The sequence below is a fragment of the Rhodoglobus sp. G.S.4 genome (assembly GCF_056619605.1).
In genome coordinates this window covers 1,174,031-1,190,642 of record NZ_CM152748.1, presented here as the reverse complement: position 1 = coordinate 1,190,642, position 16,612 = coordinate 1,174,031, and the positions used below count along the sequence as shown (strand labels likewise).

The following is a 16,612-nucleotide window of genomic DNA, read 5'->3' as shown; positions in this document are numbered from 1 at the left end:
TGAAGTCGTGATTCAGTTTAGGGAACTACACCGGCGGCCTAACACCGCCGAAAACTAGGCGGCCTGTTCGAGCAACCACACCATGAGCGCCTTCTGGGCGTGGAGGCGGTTCTCCGCCTCATCCCAGATGACACTCTGCGGACCATCGATAACGTCGGCCTCAACCTCGTACCCGCGATCGGCAGGCAAGCAGTGCAAGAAGATTGCGTCAGGCTTTGCGAGTGCCATCAGCGCGGCATCCACCTTGTACAGGCTGAGCGCTGCTACCCGCTCAGCTTTCTCTTCTTCTTTGCCCATCGAAACCCACGTGTCAGTAACGACAACATCCGCTCCGCTCACGGCTTCAGTAGCATCCGTGAGAATGGCAATCGAACCACCCGTGGATGCTGCAATCTTCTCTGCATCAGCCACGACATCCGCCAACGGCAGATAGGTTTCGGGGCACGCAATGCGCACATGCATTCCTGCTGTGGCACCTGCCAACAAATAGGAGTGCACCATGTTGTCTGCACCATCACCGAGGAAAGCAACAGTGAGCCCCTTGAGCTCACCCTTGTGTTCACGGATGGTCAACAGATCGGCAAGCAGTTGGCACGGGTGGAACTCGTCGCTCAGAGCATTGATTACGGGAACCTGGGTTCCGTGCGCCATCTCGATAAGACCCTCTTGGCCATACGTGCGCCAGACAATGGCCGCCACCTGACGCTCCAGCACTCGAGCGGTGTCTGAGGCAGTCTCTTTGCCGCCCAACTGGCTGTTCGCTGTCGAGATGATCAGCGGAGTACCGCCCAAGTCAGCGATACCCACCGCAAACGACACGCGAGTGCGAGTCGATGACTTGTCGAAAATCACGGCAACGGTCTGAGGGCCCGCAAGAGGCTTGCGGCCCCAACGGTCACTCTTGATCTGCTCGGCAAGATCCAAAATCTCACTCTGCTCAGCGGGGCTGAGGTCATCATCGCGAAGAAAGTGCCTGGTCATGATGCCTCCGTAAGGGCTGGGCTGGCGACAGCGGCGAGCACTGCGCTAAAGGTGTCAATAAATTCGGCGATCTCGTCGTCACCGATGATGAGGGGTGGAGCAAGTCGAATCGTTGACTCGTTAGGTGCATTCACGATGAGTCCATGCTCAAGCGCCAATTCCACAATGCGGGCCGCTACCGGTTCAGTCAAACCGATACCGATCAGAAGTCCGCGACCACGCAAGTCGTTGATGAGCGGAGAATCAATGCGAGCGAGAGCACTTCGAATCTCCGCCCCGCGTGTGGCGGAATTCGCCACCAAGTCATCCGTTTCGATCTGCGTCAAAACGGCGTTGGAGACTGCGCAGACAAGCGGATTTCCGCCGAACGTTGTTCCGTGCTGACCCGGCTGCAAGAGAGCGGATGCCGCACCAAACGTCACGAGTGCACCGATCGGCACTCCCCCGCCAATGCCCTTCGCAAGGGTGATGGCGTCGGGAACAATGCCGCTCTCTTGGAAGCCAAACCAGTTTCCCGTGCGTCCGGCCCCGGTCTGAATTTCGTCGACGATGAGCAGCACGCCGTGCTGAGTTGTCAATTCCCGAGCCACCTCGAGGTAACCAGCGGGAAGTTCACGCACCCCCGCTTCACCCTTAATGGGCTCTACGAAGAGTGCTGCGACATCCGGACCAATCGCTGCAGTGAGCGCCTCAATCGTGGAATCGATGTGCTCAACGTTAGGCAAGAGAGGCTCGAACGGTTCGCGAAGCGCAGCCTTGCCGGTAATTGACAGTGCGCCAATGGAACGACCGTGAAAAGAATCCTGCAGGGAAAGAATGCGGGGGCGACCGGTGCGACGAGCAAGCTTGATTGCTGCCTCGTTAGCTTCTGTTCCCGAGTTCGCGAAGAAGACTCGCCCCTCGTCGCCAGCACCGGAAATGCGCAACAGGCGTTCGGCAAGAGCAAGCTGCGGTTCAGTGGCGAAGAAGTTCGACACGTGCAAGAGATTTGCTTGGCTGGTCAACGCACCGACAACGGCGGGGTGATTGTGGCCAAGGGAGTTAACCGCAATGCCCGCCAAAAAGTCGAGGTAGCGTTTGCCATCTGAGTCGAATACCGCGCAGCCGTCACCGCGCACCAACTCCACCTTGGGCAGACCAAAGGTGTTCATGATGCGGTGGGCATAGTCGTCTTGCCAGGTCATGCGGGTACCACCTCGGTGCCAATTCCATCTTGAGTAAATACTTCGAGCAGAATCGAGTGCGGCGCACGGCCGTCGATAATCGCTGCCTTAGGAACCCCAGCATCTACCGCTGCCAGACAGGCGGTCATCTTAGGGATCATGCCCGATTCCAAGCTCGGTAGAAGTTCACGCAGCTCGTCGGTGTTGATGATCGAGACGAGAGACTCGCGGTTAGGCCAGTCACTGTACAGACCAGACACGTCCGTGAGAATAACGAGCTTCGCCGCATCAAGAGCGATAGCCAGTGCCGCAGCAGCAGAATCCGCATTGACGTTGAGCAGGCCTGAACCATCGTCTTCTATTTCGCCACTATCTTGGGCGAGAGTCGACACGACGGGAATGCGATCGGCGGCCAACACATGAAGCACGCGCTGAGGATCAACCTCAGTCACATTGCCCACCAGACCGAGATCGATACGCTCGCCCGCAATCTCCTTGATCATGCGTTCACCGATGAACAGCGAATGCTCGTGACCCGCAATACCGTTTGCCAGGTCGCCGTGCTCGTTAATGAGATCAACGAGCTCAGCACCAACCTGATCGGTGAGCACATCGCGCACCACATCGATCGACTCTTCCGTCGTCACGCGGTAACCAGCACGGAACTCCGACTCGATCCCGCGAATCTTTAGTTCCTTCGTGATCTGAGGCCCGCCACCGTGAACAATCACCGGGCGAACGCCAGCGAGACGCAAATAGACCATGTCCTGAACGAATGCGCGCTTCAACTCATCATTGATCATCGCGTTGCCGCCGAATTTGACCACAATGATGCGGTTACGAAACCTCTTCAACCACGGAAGCGCCTCAATGAGCACTCCCGCCTTCGTCATTGCCTGCTCGTGAGCTGGGCCGTGGGTATACGCCGGCATCAGCTTGAGTACGCGCTGTTCTCATGCACGTAATCGTGCGTGAGGTCATTGGTCAAAATGGTTGCTTCAGCATCGCCAGTGGCAAGATCGATCAACACGTGAACGGTGCGCCCCGTGAGATCCACCTCATCGCGCGAACGGTCGGGAGCTCCTGCGTGACACACCCGCACACCATTCATCGAAACATCGACCGCATACGGGTCGAAGGCGGCATCCGTGGTTCCGATTGCGGCCAGCACTCGACCCCAGTTGGGATCGTTGCCAAAGATTGCTGCCTTGAAAAGATTGTTGCGAGCAACCGAACGCCCGACCACAACGGCCTCGTCTTCACTGAGCGCACCGATAACCTCAATGCGGATCTCATGGCTTGAGCCTTCAGCATCGGCTTGAAGCTGTTCGGCAAGATCATTGCACACCTGGGTGAGGAGCGACGAAAATTCGTCACTATCGGGAGTGACCCCTGATGCCCCAGATGCCATCACGCTGACCTGATCGTTCGTCGACATGCAGCCATCAGAATCGAGACGGTCGAAGCTCACCCTGGTTGCTTCGCGCAGTGCGCGGTCAAGCTCGGCGGAGGCGACAGCGGCGTCGGTGGTGATGACCACGAGCATTGTCGCGAGGCCTGGAGCGAGCATCCCCGCGCCCTTTGCCATGCCACCGATCGTGTACCCGGTGCCCGAGACGACGGTGGTCTTGGGTTTGCTGTCTGTCGTCATGATGGCGCGAGACGCATCAGCCCCACCATCGGTGCTCAGCGCGGCAGCGGCTGCGCTCATGCCCGCTAAAACCTTGTCTTGCGGCAAGGGCTCACCAATAAGCCCAGTCGAACAGACGAGGATATCGCCGGCCGACATGCCGAGGGCCTCAGCAACATGCTCTGCCGTGGCGTGCGTTACTTGGAATCCCTGAGGCCCAGTGAAGCAGTTCGCCCCACCCGAGTTGAGAGCAATTGCCGAAACAATGCCATCGTCGATGACCTGCTTGGACCAAATAATCGGATGCGCTTGGGCACGATTGCTCGTGAACACTGCGGCGGCATCAAAGCGTGGGCCGCGATTCACCACGAGGGCAACGTCAAGACCACCACTTGCTTTGAGCCCGGCTTCAATTCCGGAAGCCTCGAATCCTGCGGCTGATGTGACACTCATGGTGCTACTCCGTCCAGCGCAAGGCCGAGGGTTTCGTCGAGCCCCAACGCTATGTTTGTCGATTGAATGGCGGCCCCTGCTGTGCCCTTAACAAGATTGTCGATCGCGCTAATAACAACGACTCGGCGGGTTACTTCGTCAATAGCGAGCCCAATGAGTGCGGTGTTTGCGCCGAGAGTGTCTGCGGTTCTGGGGAATGCACCCTCGGGTAATACGTGGATGAACGGTTCGTCGGCGTAGGCGGTTTCCCACGCTTCGCGCACCTGCGCTGCTGTGACACCGTCGGCAAGTTTCGCCGTTGACGTAGCCAGAATGCCGCGGGACATCGGTACCAACATTGGCGTGAACGAAACACTCACTGTCGCTGCGCCGGCAACCTTCAAATTCTGAACAATTTCCGGTGTGTGGCGGTGGGTGCCGCCAACGGCATATGCGGATGCAGAACCCAACATTTCGCTGGCGAGGAGATTCACCTTGAGACTTTTGCCTGCTCCTGAGGGCCCCACCGCAAGCACGGCAACAATGTCTTCCGCTTCAATAAGCGAGGAACGGATGCCGGGAGCAAGTGCCAAGGAAATCGCTGTGACGTTGCAGCCGGGTACGGCAATACGTTTTGACCCCGTGAGGACTTGGCGTTGCGTTCCGCCTGAGGCATGGAGGAGTTCGGGCATGCCGTAGTCCCAGGCGCCGAAGTAGTCTCCGCCATAGAAGGCTGCCCAGTCATCTTCCGAAGTAAGACGGTGGTCAGCACCGCAGTCCACGACCAGAGTGTCTTCTCCAAGCTCGGCTGTCAGGGCTCCCGATTTGCCGTGCGGAAGTGCGAAGAACACGACGTCGTGACCAGCCAGCACTGATGGCTCGGTTGGTTGGAGTGTGAGGTGCGCGAGCGAACGCAAGTGCGGCTGCACATCGATGAGGCGCTGACCGGCGTTACTAAACGCGGTCACCGTTGTGACATCGAGCTCGGGGTGAGTGGCAAGGAGGCGAAGAAGCTCGCCACCGGCATAACCGCTGGCACCGGCCACAGCGACCGAAATAGACATGGGATTACCTTCGAGGTGGGTTCGGAAACGAGAACACTTGCGGCGGTGATTCAGACACGACCTCGTGGGTCATGGCGAAACTCCGCCTATCGTCGCTCGTCAGCCCCGCGGAGAACCGGCGAAGACGGCACCACAAAGCGCAGCGAGAATCGCTGGCTGCAAGTGCGGAAGTCGGTCACATTTCTAGGATAGTGCCCAGACACCGACGCAGGCTAATCGATATTCTTGAATTGCTGACTTACGTCGCGCCTATCCCCTACGAAGGAGCACTCATGTCTGATCTCGATGGCCTGCTGAAACTCATTCCGATCGGTGACATTGCCAAACAATTGGGCATCAACGAGCAACTGGCCGAGAGCGCCGTCAAACAAGTCGTTCCCACGCTGCTCGGCGGTATGGCCGCCAATGCCAAGGATGACGCGGGAGCACAGTCACTCGAAAAGGCACTTGTGTCTCACGGCACCCAAGCCACGGCAACATCGGTGGAAGCGATTGACACGGCAGACGGCGCGAAGATCGTCAAGAACGTGTTCGGCGGTAAGCAGCAGGATGTTGCCTCCGCGGTCGCCAAAAACAACGCCGACGACAATGTCACCAGCGATCTGATCGGCAAGATCCTGCCGATCGTCGCCCCCATTGTTTTGGCGTGGGTCGGTTCGAAGTTCCTCGGCCAAAAGTCAGAACCTACCACCACGAGCGCCGCCAAAAACTCGCCTGCAGGCGGCATTGGCGGACTTCTCGGTGGTCTCCTCGGAGGCGCTGGCGGTCAAGACCTTGTTGGAGGTCTCATTGGTGGTCTTCTCGGTGGAGGAAAGCGCTAGCTACTCGCGCAGTTCAGCGCCAACTCGTTCAGTAGCGAGGGCAACCGCATCATTCTTCGCTGCGGTTGCTTCCGCCTGAGTCAGAGTACGATCGGTGGCCCGGAAGCGAAGCGCAAACGTCAGCGACTTGTGTGCCTCCGGGATTCCGGCACCCCGGTAGTCATCGACCAACCGCACGCTCTCCAGAAGTTCTCCTGCGCCCTCGCGAATGATTGATAGCAGTTCCCCCGCCTGAACGGATTCGGCGACGACCAGTGACACATCTTGGGTTGCGGCCGGGAACGACACGATGGGCATCGCTGAGATATCCGTCGCGGCAGCCGCAATGAGAGCACTCAAATCGAGCTCAAGGACCGCGACGACACGAGGCAAGTCGAGTTCACGGGCTAGCGCGGGCAATATCTCGCCAGCGTAACCAACGAGTTGGCCACCAACGCGCAATTCGGCGGTGCGACCGGGGTGAAGGGCTTGGTGACTTCCCGTGACGACCTCAATTTGCACCAGCATCGTCGCAGCCAGGTGCTGCACCGTTGCCAGAGCATCAGCGAAACTCCGAGTAACAGCTTGCTGACCGGGCTGGCGCGTAACCGCGTCTCCCACAAACAGGGCGCCAACGTGCCAGGGTTGCTCAGGAACACTCGAGTGCAGTTCGCTCAAAGCGACCTCGGTCGGCAACTCATCACCGACGGGGAGATCACCGCTGCCGTAGGCACGACCGGCCTCGGGCAGGAAGACGGTTCCCACTTCGAAGAGGGCAAGGTCGGTCAGACCGCGGGACACATTGCGATGAGCAATTGCCGCGAGGCCTGGCAGGAGCGAACGACGCAGGGATGCAGCATCCGGGTCCAAAGCGTTCGCAAGCGTGATCGCGGCCACTCCCCCTGCTTGCGACGAGCCAAAGAGGTCATTTGAGGCTTGCGAGATGAACGGGTATGCGAGCACTTCGGTCAGACCCGAAGAAGCCAAGCTGTTCGATACGGTGCGACGCAGACGCTGCGCCCGCGTCAAACCACGGCCCGGAGGGGCAACCGGAAGCACAGAAGGGATCCGGTCGTAACCCACGATGCGGGCGACTTCTTCGGCAAGCGTGGTCTTGTCATCGAGGTCGGGGCGCCAACTGGGCGGAGTCACACTCCAGCCGGTCTCCGTCACAGCAATGATCGCTCCGATTGCAATGAGCGAATCGGTGATCTCATCAGACGAATATCGCACACCGATCAGATCCTCAATGTAGGTCGCAGGCAGGTCGATGGCCAGAGGACTATGGGCTGCGGCGATATCGCTTCCGAGCGAGTCCACGGTTCCGCCGCCCAACTTAACGAGCAGTCCGACCACGCGGGCAGCGGCAGCGGGCGCCACGAGGGGGTCAACACCGCGCTCGAAACGACGCGATGCCTCGCTTCCCAGCTTGTGACGACGTGCGGTGCGTGCAACAGAAATCGGATCGAAGTTTGCCGCTTCGATCAGAACGTTGGTGGACGAATCCGTAATTTCGGTGCTCGCTCCCCCCATCACGCCGGCAAGACCAATGGGGCCAGAGTCATCCGTAATCAGCAGATCTTCGACATTCAACGTGCGCACTTTGGCATCGAGCGTGGTGAGGGTCTCCCCTGCCGCCGCACGACGCACTGTCAGGCCGCCGGCCACACGATCGAGATCGTAGGCGTGAATGGGCTGTCCGAGTTCGAGCATTACGTAATTCGTAATGTCGACCGTCAGCGAGATTGAGCGGATGCCGGCAAGCGTCAACCGGGTGATCATCCATGACGGTGTTGGCTTGGTGACATCCACGTTCCGGACGACACGCGTGGTGAATGCTCGCACGCCAGCACGACCACGAATGGGCGCATCATCGTTGATCGTGACGGAGAATCCGCTCGCCTCAGTCACGGTTGGGGCATCCGCTGGGTCAGTGAATGTTGCTCCGGTCGAGAGCGCGAATTCGCGAGCGACTCCCCGGATAGACATCGCGTAACCACGGTCGGGCGTGACATTGATCTCGACGGCGAAGTCGTCAAGGCCGAGTAGTTCGATTGCGCTCGTGCCGACCTCGGGGTCGAGTCCGAGCGTAGAGAGAACCAGGATGCCGTCGTGTTCGTCTCCGAGACCAAGCTCGCGAGTCGACGCGATCATGCCGTCGGAGACGTGACCATACGTTTTGCGTGCAGCAATGGGAAACGGGCCGGGCAGAACGGAGCCTGGCAGTGTAACAACGACTTTGTCTCCGACAATGAAGTTGTGGGCTCCACAAACGATGCCTCGGGGCTCGGGTTCGCCGACATCCACTTGGCACCAGTTGATGGTTTTTCCATTGGTTTGAGGCTCGCCAACGAATTCGAGAACTTGGCCGACAACTACCGGCCCGGAGATTTCGAATCCGTGTACGTCTTCTTCTTCGAAACCGACCTTGACGAGGGCAGCGTGTACCTGTTCGTGTGTGATGTCTGCGGGGATCTCAACGAATTCCCGCAACCAGCTCATGGGAATTTTCATTAGACCACCATTCCGAACTGCTGGGAGAAGCGAATATCGCCCTCGACCATGTCTCGCATGTCATTCATTTCGTTGCGGAACTGGAGCGTGCGCTCAATGCCCATTCCAAAGGCGAAACCCTGATATTCCTCGGGGTCGATGCCTGCTGCACGCAGCACGTTGGGGTTGACCATTCCGCAGCCACCCCACTCGACCCAGCGCGCACCGCCCTTGGCGTTGGGCTGCCAGACGTCCATTTCGGCGCTGGGCTCGGTGAAGGGAAAGTAGTTGGGGCGCAGACGAATCTGGGCACCCTCGCCGAACATTGCACGAGCGAGGTGCTCAAGGGTTCCTCGCAAGTGCGCCATCGTGAGGCCTTTGTCGATCGCGATTCCCTCAAGCTGGTGGAAGACCGGCGTGTGGGTCGCGTCGAGTTCGTCGGTGCGGAAAACTCGGCCGGGCGCGACGACGTACACCGGAAGCGGGCGTTCGAGCAGCGAACGAATCTGAACCGGGCTGGTGTGGGTGCGCAACAGCAAGTGCGAGTCAACGGGGTCGATGAAGAAGGTGTCTTGCATCGCCCGCGCGGGGTGATCTTCGTCGAAGTTGAGGGCGTCGAAGTTGAACCACTCGTTTTCGAGTTCTGGGCCTTCGGCGACTTCCCATCCCATGCCGACGAACAGGTCGCTCATGTGTTCCATAAGCAGGCTGAGCGGATGACGCGCACCCTTCACGTAGCGGGTGGCGACGGCCGTAACATCCACAGCTTCCGCCGCAAGCTTTGCCTCTTCTTCGGCAACGGCCAATTCGGCCTCGCGCGCACTAAACGCACCGCTGACGCGACCTCGCGCGCCACCGATGAGTTTGCCGCTGGCGGCTCGGTCGGCGGGCGCCACGTTTTTCATTTGGGCGTTGAGGGCAGCCAGTGGCGAGCTCTCGCCTAGGTGGGCGTTTCGTACCGTTTTGAGGTCGGCCATTGTCGCGGCGGAATCGATGGCAGCAAGAGCTGCTTCGACCGCTGCGGTTACCGCTGGTTCTGTGATCGGGGTGGGTTCAGACACAAGAACCGAGTTTAGCCGAGCCAGTCGCCTCCGGTGCGATCTCGACCGGTATTGCGGCCACGAGGAATCGTAATAGCTCTCGTTCCCTCTGCTCCAGGCACCCGAGGAGTATCGGGCGTGACCTTGCCGAGCTTCGGCCCACTTCGCTTGGCAGCGTAGCGAGCGATGTAGGACAGCGTCAGGTTCATCACCAAGTAGATGACGAAACCGACCGCAAAGAGCGTGAAGAGATAACGGCTGCCGTAGAAATTCTGGAGGTTCTTGATCGTGCGGGCGAGCTCAGGATACGAAACAACGTACGCCAATGAGGTGTCTTTGAGTAGCACAACAAGTTGCGCAAGAATGATTGGCAACATTTGACGGAATGCCTGCGGGAATTCCACGATAAACCGCGTCTGCAGCGACGTGAGGCCGACAGATAGACCACCTTCACGCTGCCCCTTTGGCAGAGAGTTGATTCCGGCGCGTAATGCCTCGCCAATGATTGCACCGTTATAGATAGCAAGCCCAAGCACACCCGCCCAGTAGCTTCCCGTCGAAAACAACAGGAAGACAAAAAGGATCAGCAACAGCAGCGGCATTCCTCGGAAGAACTCCAGCAGGACGGAAGTCGGGATGCGCACCCACTTAGACGCGGCTGTCCGTCCGAATGAGAACAAAATCCCCACGCCAATCGCCAGTACTCCGGCGACAGCAGCCATCCGAAGGGTATCTAGGACCCCACCGCCAAAAGCACCCCATAGTTCAGGATCGCTCAGGATGTTCAGGCGCGACTGATCAAACATTCCGGGTTGTTCTGCGCCGTTGGCGTTGACGCGAGGTGCTGCGAGAATGAAAAATACCCAAGTGAGTCCCGCGAGAATCGCGACTGCTCCAATGACTGAGGCAATTGTCGAATTACGCTTGGTTTTGGGACCAGGCGCGTCATATAGAACGCTCATGCTCATCGCAGCACCATGACCTTCTTCTCAATCGCTCCGGCTATCAGCCCGAGCGGAATCGTAATGGCGAGGTAGAGCGCCGCCGCGTAAACCAGAGTGAGAACGACGACATCGCCGTTGTCGCGAGCCGCAGCGTAAGTCGCCTTGAAGAGCTCATTCACAAAGAAGATCCCGGCAACTGAAGTGTTTTTGGTGAGAGCGATAAAAACGTTGATAAGCGGCGGGACGACCATCCGGCCTGCCTGGGGCAAAATTACGAGCCCGACGGTCTGAGTGAAACCCATGCCGATACTACGGGCGGCTTCGGCCTGCCCGACGGGAACACCATTGAACCCGGAACGAACTGCTTCAGCGACAAAGGGCGAGGTGTAAAGGGTGAGCCCAAGAGAGGCGAGAAGGAAGTAGTCGAGTTCGACGCCCAAAATGGGGAGCACATAGGCGCAGAAGAAGAGCACAAGCAGGAGCGGAATGTTTCGCAGAATCTCGGTGTAGACCGTTGCGAAGACACGAAGGGACGGCACGGGAGAAATGCGCATCGATGCGATTAGAACCCCGAGTATGAATGCCCCGACACCTGCGATCCCCAGAAGCGCGAGAGTCAGAACGAAGCCCTGCATATAGAGCGGCGTTATGTCGACAAGGGCGTCGATCGCGTTGGAGATGACGTCCATCCAGAGCCTCCTGAGAAATAGTGGGTAGTGACGTGAGTGGTGCCCGCCCGCGGACTAACCGCGAGCGGGCACCGATCACACTAGTTGCTGTAGCGGTCTACAGCGGGAGGAGTCGGGAGCTTCAGGACCTGGCCTGCAGTTGATTCCCAAGCAGCGTCCCACGATCCGTCGGAGTACGACGTTTCGAGCACATCGTTGATGTAGTCACGGAATGCGTCATCGTCGTGACCAAGACCGATGCCGTAAGGCTCTTCGGTGAACGGGTTGCTGAGAACTTCGAACTCGCCAGCGTTCTGATCGGCAAGTCCAGCCAAGATCACGTTGTCAGTAGTGACAGCGATGACCTTTCCGCTACGAAGCGGCTCAAGGCAGTTCGAGTACGTGTCAGTCGTGATGAGGTTGACGTCGTATTCAGCAATGTTCTTCTCTGAGGTCGAACCTGCAACGCTGCAAACATCCTTGCCTGCAAGGTCCTCTGGACCAGTGATTCCCTCGGGGTTGCCTTCGAGAACGAGGATGTCTTGGCCCGCGTTGTAGTACGGTCCAGCGAAGGAGATAACTTCCTTGCGCTTGTCGTTGATCGTGTACGTAGCGATGACGATGTCAACGGTTCCGTTCTCGATGAACGTTTCGCGGTTGGCTGAAACAGTCTCGACCCATTCGATGTTGTCTTCGCTAATACCCAGCGACGCGGCAATAATCTTGCCCATCTCAACGTCGAAACCAACTGGCTCGCCAGACGGTCCCTTGAGGCCGAACAGCGGCTGGTCGAACTTGGTGCCGATGGTGATCTTTCCCGCGTCAGCGAGGTCAGCCATGGTGGTTCCTGCTTCGAACTCAGGAACGACAATATCGGGGTCGGTGGTACCGGTGTCTGCTGCACACGCGCTCAAGCCAAGGAGGCCAGCAAGCGCAATAGCAGAGATCGATAGGCCTTTTTTGAGCCTCATATTTTTCTCCTTATGCTGTGGTGAAATTACTCGCTGCTTTAGTGAGTAAGAATTTTCGAGAGGAAGTCCTGCGCTCTCGGAGACTGAGGGTTGGTGAAGAACTGCTCGGGCTCGGCCTCTTCAACGATTTCGCCATCCGCCATAAAGATGACTCGATCGGCGGCCTTGCGAGCGAAGCCCATCTCGTGGGTGACAACCAGCATGGTCATGCCATCCTTCGCGAGCTGGACCATGACATCCAGAACCTCGTTGATCATCTCGGGGTCGAGAGCAGACGTTGGCTCATCGAGAAGAATGATCTTGGGATCCATCGCGAGCGAACGAGCAATAGCTACTCGCTGCTGCTGACCGCCAGAAAGCTGAGCCGGCATCTTGGATGCCTGGTTGCCGATACCCACGCGGTCGAGGAGTTCCATCGCGTGCTTGTCAGCTTCGGCCTTGCCGATCTTGCGCACACGGCGCGGGCCAAGCGTGACGTTCTCAAGAATCGTCTTGTGCGCAAAGAGGTTGAACGACTGGAAGACCATTCCGACGTCTGCCCGCAGCTTTGCTAACCCGGAGCCCTCTTCGGGAAGAAGCTTGCCATCGATCGTGATCGTGCCATCGTCGATGGTTTCAAGACGGTTGATCGCACGACACAGTGTGGACTTGCCGGAACCACTAGGCCCGATAACGACCACCACCTCGCCACGATGAATCGTGGTTGTGATGTCTTTGAGCACGTGCAGCTCACCGTAATGTTTGTTGACATGGTCGACTACGACCAGAGGTTCACCGCTCTGTGCTGCCATATTGCAAGACAACCACATGCCTCCAACGAGGGTCAAACGGCACGCCTAGTTGTAACACGCTCGTGACACAGAATCAGTTGTTGCGCTGAGCGAATGCACTCTCATAAAGGCAAACCGATGCCGCTGTCGCCAAGTTCATCGACTCTGCGTGCCCATAGATCGGCACCGAAATGACCCAATCGGCAAGCGCATAGTGTTCGTCAGTCAGTCCACGAGCCTCATTGCCAAACAACCAGGCGGTCGGATGATCGAGCACACCGTCGTTGCGCGCTGCGAGTAAATCGCCACCCTTGATGTCTGCCGCAATTACTCGAAGATCGGCGCCCTTGACACGCTCAAGAACAGCCTCAAGCTCAACGCCGACAGCGACAGGAAGGTGAAAGAGCGAACCGGTTGTTGCTCGCACTACTTTGGGGTTGTAGAGGTCGACGCTTCGACCGGTCAGGATCACTCCATCGGCACCAGCGGCATCCGCGGCTCGAATTATTGTTCCCGCGTTGCCGGGGTCGCGCACCTCTTCGAGGATCGCGATGAGCTTGGGCCCACCGGAAAGTAGGTCCTTGACCGATGTTGGGAACTGACGGCACACGGCAATAACACCCTGTGGCGTTACGGTGTCAGCCATTGTTTCGATTACCTGCTCGGTAACAAACTCGATCTCGATGCCGGCTTCTTCAGCCGCACGAGCGAGATGAGTGTGACGCTCTAGTGCGGTAGGAGTGGCGTATAGCTCCACGAGGAGCTCCGGCCGAAAATTGAGGGCTTCAGAGACTGACTGCGGGCCCTCCAGCAGAAAGAGCCCGGTCTCGGACCGAGCGCTCTTCTTCTCAAGTTTGGCCACGGCTCGGACGCGTGGTGAGCGCGGGTTATCAATCACGTCTTCAACCCTAGACTCGGCCGCCCAATATAAGAGAAACGGCACGCTGTACTGGCCGAAATGGCCTGTACAGCGTGCCGTTGCACGATGTGTGGTGCGACTGCCTAGGCAGCCGAACGCGGTGCTGACGTGTCAGCAGGAAGTGCAGCCTTAGCGGTTGCAACCAGTGACGCGAACGTAGCAGGCTCGGTGACGGCGAGGTCAGCGAGGATGCGACGGTCAACCTGCACTCCAGCCAGGTTCAAACCCTGGATGAGGCGGTTGTAAGTAAGCCCGTTTGCACGTGACGCAGCGTTGATGCGCTGGATCCACAGACGACGGAACTCACCCTTGCGGGCGCGGCGGTCGCGGTATGCGTAGACGAGCGAGTGAGTAACCTGCTCCTTGGCCTTGCGGTAGAGACGCGAACGCTGACCGCGGTAACCCTTGGCGCGTTCGAGGATAACCCGACGCTTCTTGTGAGCGTTTACCGCCCTTTTAACTCTTGCCATGATGTATTCCTAAACCCTTTACTTACCGAGAAGCTTCTTGATTGTCTTGGCGTCCTGCGGTGCGATGACCTGATCCTGGTTGAGCGCGCGCTTACGCTTGCTGCTCTTAACCTCGAGGTTGTGTCGCATACCAGCCTGCTGCTTCATGACCTTGCCGCTACCGGTGACCTTGAAACGCTTCTTGGTGCCTGAGTGCGTCTTCTGCTTAGGCATCTTTCTCCTCTTTCTCTGGAACTTCTGCCTCACGAGGCTTCTTGTTAGCAACCTTGCGGGCCTCGGCTTCAGCCTTCGCTGTTGCCTTGGTCTTGTGTGGGCCAATAATCATGACCATGTTGCGACCGTCAATAGTCGGCGTTGATTCGATTGAACCGAATTCCGACACATCTTCGGCAAACTTCTGAAGTAAACGCACACCCTGATCGGGGCGAGACTGCTCACGGCCACGGAACAAGATCATTGCTTTGACCTTGTCGCCGCCTGCGAGGAATCCCTCAGCACGTTTGCGCTTGGTTTCGTAGTCGTGCGTGTCAATCTTCAGACGGAAACGAACCTCTTTGAGGATCGTGTTCGTCTGATTGCGACGAGCTTCTTTCGCCTTCTGCGCCTCTTCGTACTTGAACTTGCCGTAATCCATGATCTTGGCAACGGGAGGCTTTGAGCTGGGAGCAACCTCGACCAAATCTAGATCTGCCTCTTGGGCGAGCTTGAGGGCGACGTCAATTGAGACGACACCGACTTGTTCACCGCCGGGTCCGACAAGACGGACCTCAGGAACTCGGATTCGGTCGTTGGTACGGGGATCGCTGATGCGTGTTCTCCTCACATTTCGTGGTGCACTTCATGTACGCGGAGCGTTTCACGAAATACAGTTCGGCGGATGCCGTGGCACGAAAGAGGATCAAATGCAGCAGAACGCTGCAACACCCTTTAAAGCTGCAGGCGAGCATCCGGAACAATAGGCATAATCACAACTGATTACACACACTGCACCGCAAGCGAACCATGCGGGGTGTAACTACCCGGTAACCTTGTATGCGGTTGACAGGTGGGAGAATCTCCACTTTCGTATCCGGGGCAAGCCCCGGGCCTGCATAAGGATAGCAGAGCGAACCCCAATTAGCGAAGGACATCATGAGCGAGCCCACCAATGACGACGTCAATGAAACTCGAGACATCTCTGAGGTGCCCGCGGTAGAGGTAATTAACACCGTTGCCGTACACATGCTCAGCGCTGCAGCAGTAAAACTCGGGCTCTCCGACGGACCAGATGCGGAATCAGAAAAAGACCTCGACGAGGCGCGAAAACTCATCAATGCCCTCGCCGGTTTGGTTACCGCAGCAGCGCCGGAGATCGGCAACCACCACGCTCGCCCCCTGCGCGATGGCCTTCGTTCAGTGCAACTCGCGTTCCGCGAAGCATCCACCATCCCTGATGCACCCGGTCAGGGTCCAGGCGAAAAATGGACAGGGCCAGTGAACTAGAGCGACGACTCCGGCGCTCGAACTACCTGCACTGCCAGAGAATCGACCGACTGCGCGATGAGTTCGGAAGTAGCCCAGCGCTCGCGCATCCGATCCATCGTGGCATCGAGCGTTTCGCGGTCAAGCCCCGGCTTCATAGCGATTTGAACAACCAGTTCAGGGCCCTGCAATCGCGCCCCCGGATCTCCCGCGAGCAACTGGATTTCAGCAACGTCGGCTTCTTCTGCAGCGGCTATCGCGAATTCGTCTCGCACGTCGGTGCGCAAATAGCTGGGAGTCCAGTCAGTTGACTGCGCGATCGACCACAGCGCGGGTCGACGGATAACAAACTCACTGTCACTCAGTGGATCGATAACGACCAGATCAGTGTTCTCGCTCGCAGCGGCGAGAGCTACGCGGGTGCCGGCTGCCGGAACGGGGCGAGCGTCCGGGTTCCAATTACTCATCGCAGTGACCGAACTAAACACCGGCAGAACTGCCCGACCATCCGGGCCCGTCACCGTCACGATCGATAACTCTTGAGTCTTGTCAATCGTGAGTCCGGCTTCGGTGGTCTCCGTCTCCCCCGCCTTCGCAAGCAACGGGATGAGAAGCCGAGATTCACGAATGGAATCAACTACGTCTGCCTCAGTCGCATTGCCCTGATGGAACCGAGTGATGACGGCCATGAGCGCAACAGGTGCTGTTCCGTCGTCATCGGGAGCAGGATTCGGTTCGAACGAGCGACCCTCCCAAGGAGTGCCGGCGGAGTCTGTCGAGTTCATATCAGCGTCCGATGCAAAAAA

The 16,612-nt window shown here is 58.2% G+C and carries 18 protein-coding genes; 2 read left to right on the top strand and 16 right to left on the bottom strand.

The features are described from left to right. Positions 1-54: 54 nt before the first annotated feature. From argF to argC, 5 genes are read right to left on the bottom strand one after another with little or no spacing between them, the layout of a single operon-like run. Positions 55-981: an ornithine carbamoyltransferase gene (gene argF, locus AC061P_RS05755; RefSeq protein ID WP_449648996.1), complete on the bottom strand. Its 927-nt coding sequence runs from the start codon at positions 979-981 to the stop codon at positions 55-57. After that, positions 978-2,165 (bottom strand): acetylornithine transaminase, encoded by a 1,188-nt coding sequence (locus tag AC061P_RS05750; protein ID WP_449648995.1) that lies wholly within the window; start codon positions 2,163-2,165, stop codon positions 978-980. The genes argF and AC061P_RS05750 overlap by 4 nt, the downstream gene beginning before the upstream one ends. After that, the gene (argB, locus tag AC061P_RS05745) at positions 2,162-3,076 is read right to left on the bottom strand and encodes an acetylglutamate kinase (protein WP_449648994.1); all 915 of its coding nucleotides are present in this window, start codon (positions 3,074-3,076) and stop codon (positions 2,162-2,164) included. The genes AC061P_RS05750 and argB overlap by 4 nt, the downstream gene beginning before the upstream one ends. Then, entirely contained in the window at positions 3,076-4,227 is a 1,152-nt protein-coding gene (gene argJ / locus AC061P_RS05740; protein ID WP_449648993.1) for a bifunctional glutamate N-acetyltransferase/amino-acid acetyltransferase ArgJ, read from the bottom strand. Before argJ ends, argB begins: the two co-directional genes overlap by 1 nt. Then, positions 4,224-5,270 carry an N-acetyl-gamma-glutamyl-phosphate reductase gene (gene argC, locus AC061P_RS05735; RefSeq protein WP_449648992.1) on the bottom strand — a complete coding sequence of 349 codons (1,047 nt, stop codon included), beginning with the start codon at positions 5,268-5,270 and terminating at the stop codon, positions 4,224-4,226. The genes argJ and argC overlap by 4 nt, the downstream gene beginning before the upstream one ends. Before the next feature lie 272 nt (positions 5,271-5,542). Here argC and AC061P_RS05730 point away from each other — a divergent pair, with 272 nt between their 5' ends. After that, positions 5,543-6,091 carry a DUF937 domain-containing protein gene (locus tag AC061P_RS05730; protein ID WP_480392039.1) on the top strand — a complete coding sequence of 183 codons (549 nt, stop codon included), beginning with the start codon at positions 5,543-5,545 and terminating at the stop codon, positions 6,089-6,091. Here AC061P_RS05730 and pheT read toward each other — a convergent pair whose 3' ends face one another. From pheT to infC, 10 genes are all read right to left on the bottom strand, one after another. Continuing rightward, positions 6,092-8,584 (bottom strand): phenylalanine--tRNA ligase subunit beta, encoded by a 2,493-nt coding sequence (gene pheT / locus AC061P_RS05725; RefSeq protein ID WP_480392038.1) that lies wholly within the window; start codon positions 8,582-8,584, stop codon positions 6,092-6,094. It abuts the gene before it with no gap. Continuing rightward, entirely contained in the window at positions 8,584-9,624 is a 1,041-nt protein-coding gene (gene pheS / locus AC061P_RS05720) for a phenylalanine--tRNA ligase subunit alpha (RefSeq protein WP_480392037.1), read from the bottom strand. Before pheS ends, pheT begins: the two co-directional genes overlap by 1 nt. 11 nt (positions 9,625-9,635) lie before the next feature. After that, positions 9,636-10,571 carry an amino acid ABC transporter permease gene (locus AC061P_RS05715; RefSeq protein ID WP_480392036.1) on the bottom strand — a complete coding sequence of 312 codons (936 nt, stop codon included), beginning with the start codon at positions 10,569-10,571 and terminating at the stop codon, positions 9,636-9,638. Continuing rightward, positions 10,568-11,236: an amino acid ABC transporter permease gene (locus AC061P_RS05710; RefSeq protein ID WP_480392035.1), complete on the bottom strand. Its 669-nt coding sequence runs from the start codon at positions 11,234-11,236 to the stop codon at positions 10,568-10,570. Before AC061P_RS05710 ends, AC061P_RS05715 begins: the two co-directional genes overlap by 4 nt. Before the next feature lie 80 nt (positions 11,237-11,316). Next, the gene (locus tag AC061P_RS05705) at positions 11,317-12,186 is read right to left on the bottom strand and encodes a glutamate ABC transporter substrate-binding protein (RefSeq protein WP_480392034.1); all 870 of its coding nucleotides are present in this window, start codon (positions 12,184-12,186) and stop codon (positions 11,317-11,319) included. Between the two features lie 38 nt (positions 12,187-12,224). After that, positions 12,225-12,977 carry an amino acid ABC transporter ATP-binding protein gene (locus AC061P_RS05700; RefSeq protein WP_449648985.1) on the bottom strand — a complete coding sequence of 251 codons (753 nt, stop codon included), beginning with the start codon at positions 12,975-12,977 and terminating at the stop codon, positions 12,225-12,227. Between the two features lie 73 nt (positions 12,978-13,050). Then, a complete protein-coding gene (locus AC061P_RS05695; protein ID WP_480392033.1) occupies positions 13,051-13,854 on the bottom strand; it encodes a TrmH family RNA methyltransferase in 804 nt (267 codons plus the stop codon). A 104-nt stretch (positions 13,855-13,958) separates the two neighbouring features. Further along, a complete protein-coding gene (gene rplT, locus AC061P_RS05690; protein WP_009771944.1) occupies positions 13,959-14,345 on the bottom strand; it encodes a 50S ribosomal protein L20 in 387 nt (128 codons plus the stop codon). 18 nt (positions 14,346-14,363) lie between these two features. Continuing rightward, a complete protein-coding gene (rpmI, locus tag AC061P_RS05685; protein WP_197108656.1) occupies positions 14,364-14,558 on the bottom strand; it encodes a 50S ribosomal protein L35 in 195 nt (64 codons plus the stop codon). Next, positions 14,551-15,168, bottom strand: a complete 618-nt coding sequence (gene infC, locus AC061P_RS05680) for a translation initiation factor IF-3 (RefSeq protein WP_449648983.1) — start codon at positions 15,166-15,168, stop codon at positions 14,551-14,553. The genes rpmI and infC overlap by 8 nt, the downstream gene beginning before the upstream one ends. Positions 15,169-15,476: 308 nt before the next feature. Between infC and AC061P_RS05675 the strand changes: the two genes are divergently transcribed. Then, on the top strand, positions 15,477-15,827 hold the full coding sequence (locus AC061P_RS05675; protein WP_449648982.1) for a DUF1844 domain-containing protein: 351 nt from the start codon (positions 15,477-15,479) through the stop codon (positions 15,825-15,827). Here the strand turns inward: AC061P_RS05675 and AC061P_RS05670 are convergent. Continuing rightward, complete coding sequence (locus AC061P_RS05670) at positions 15,824-16,591, bottom strand: SseB family protein (protein WP_480392032.1); 768 nt, start codon at positions 16,589-16,591, stop codon at positions 15,824-15,826. The two genes, AC061P_RS05675 and AC061P_RS05670, sit on opposite strands and share 4 nt — an antisense overlap. Positions 16,592-16,612 lie beyond the last annotated feature (21 nt).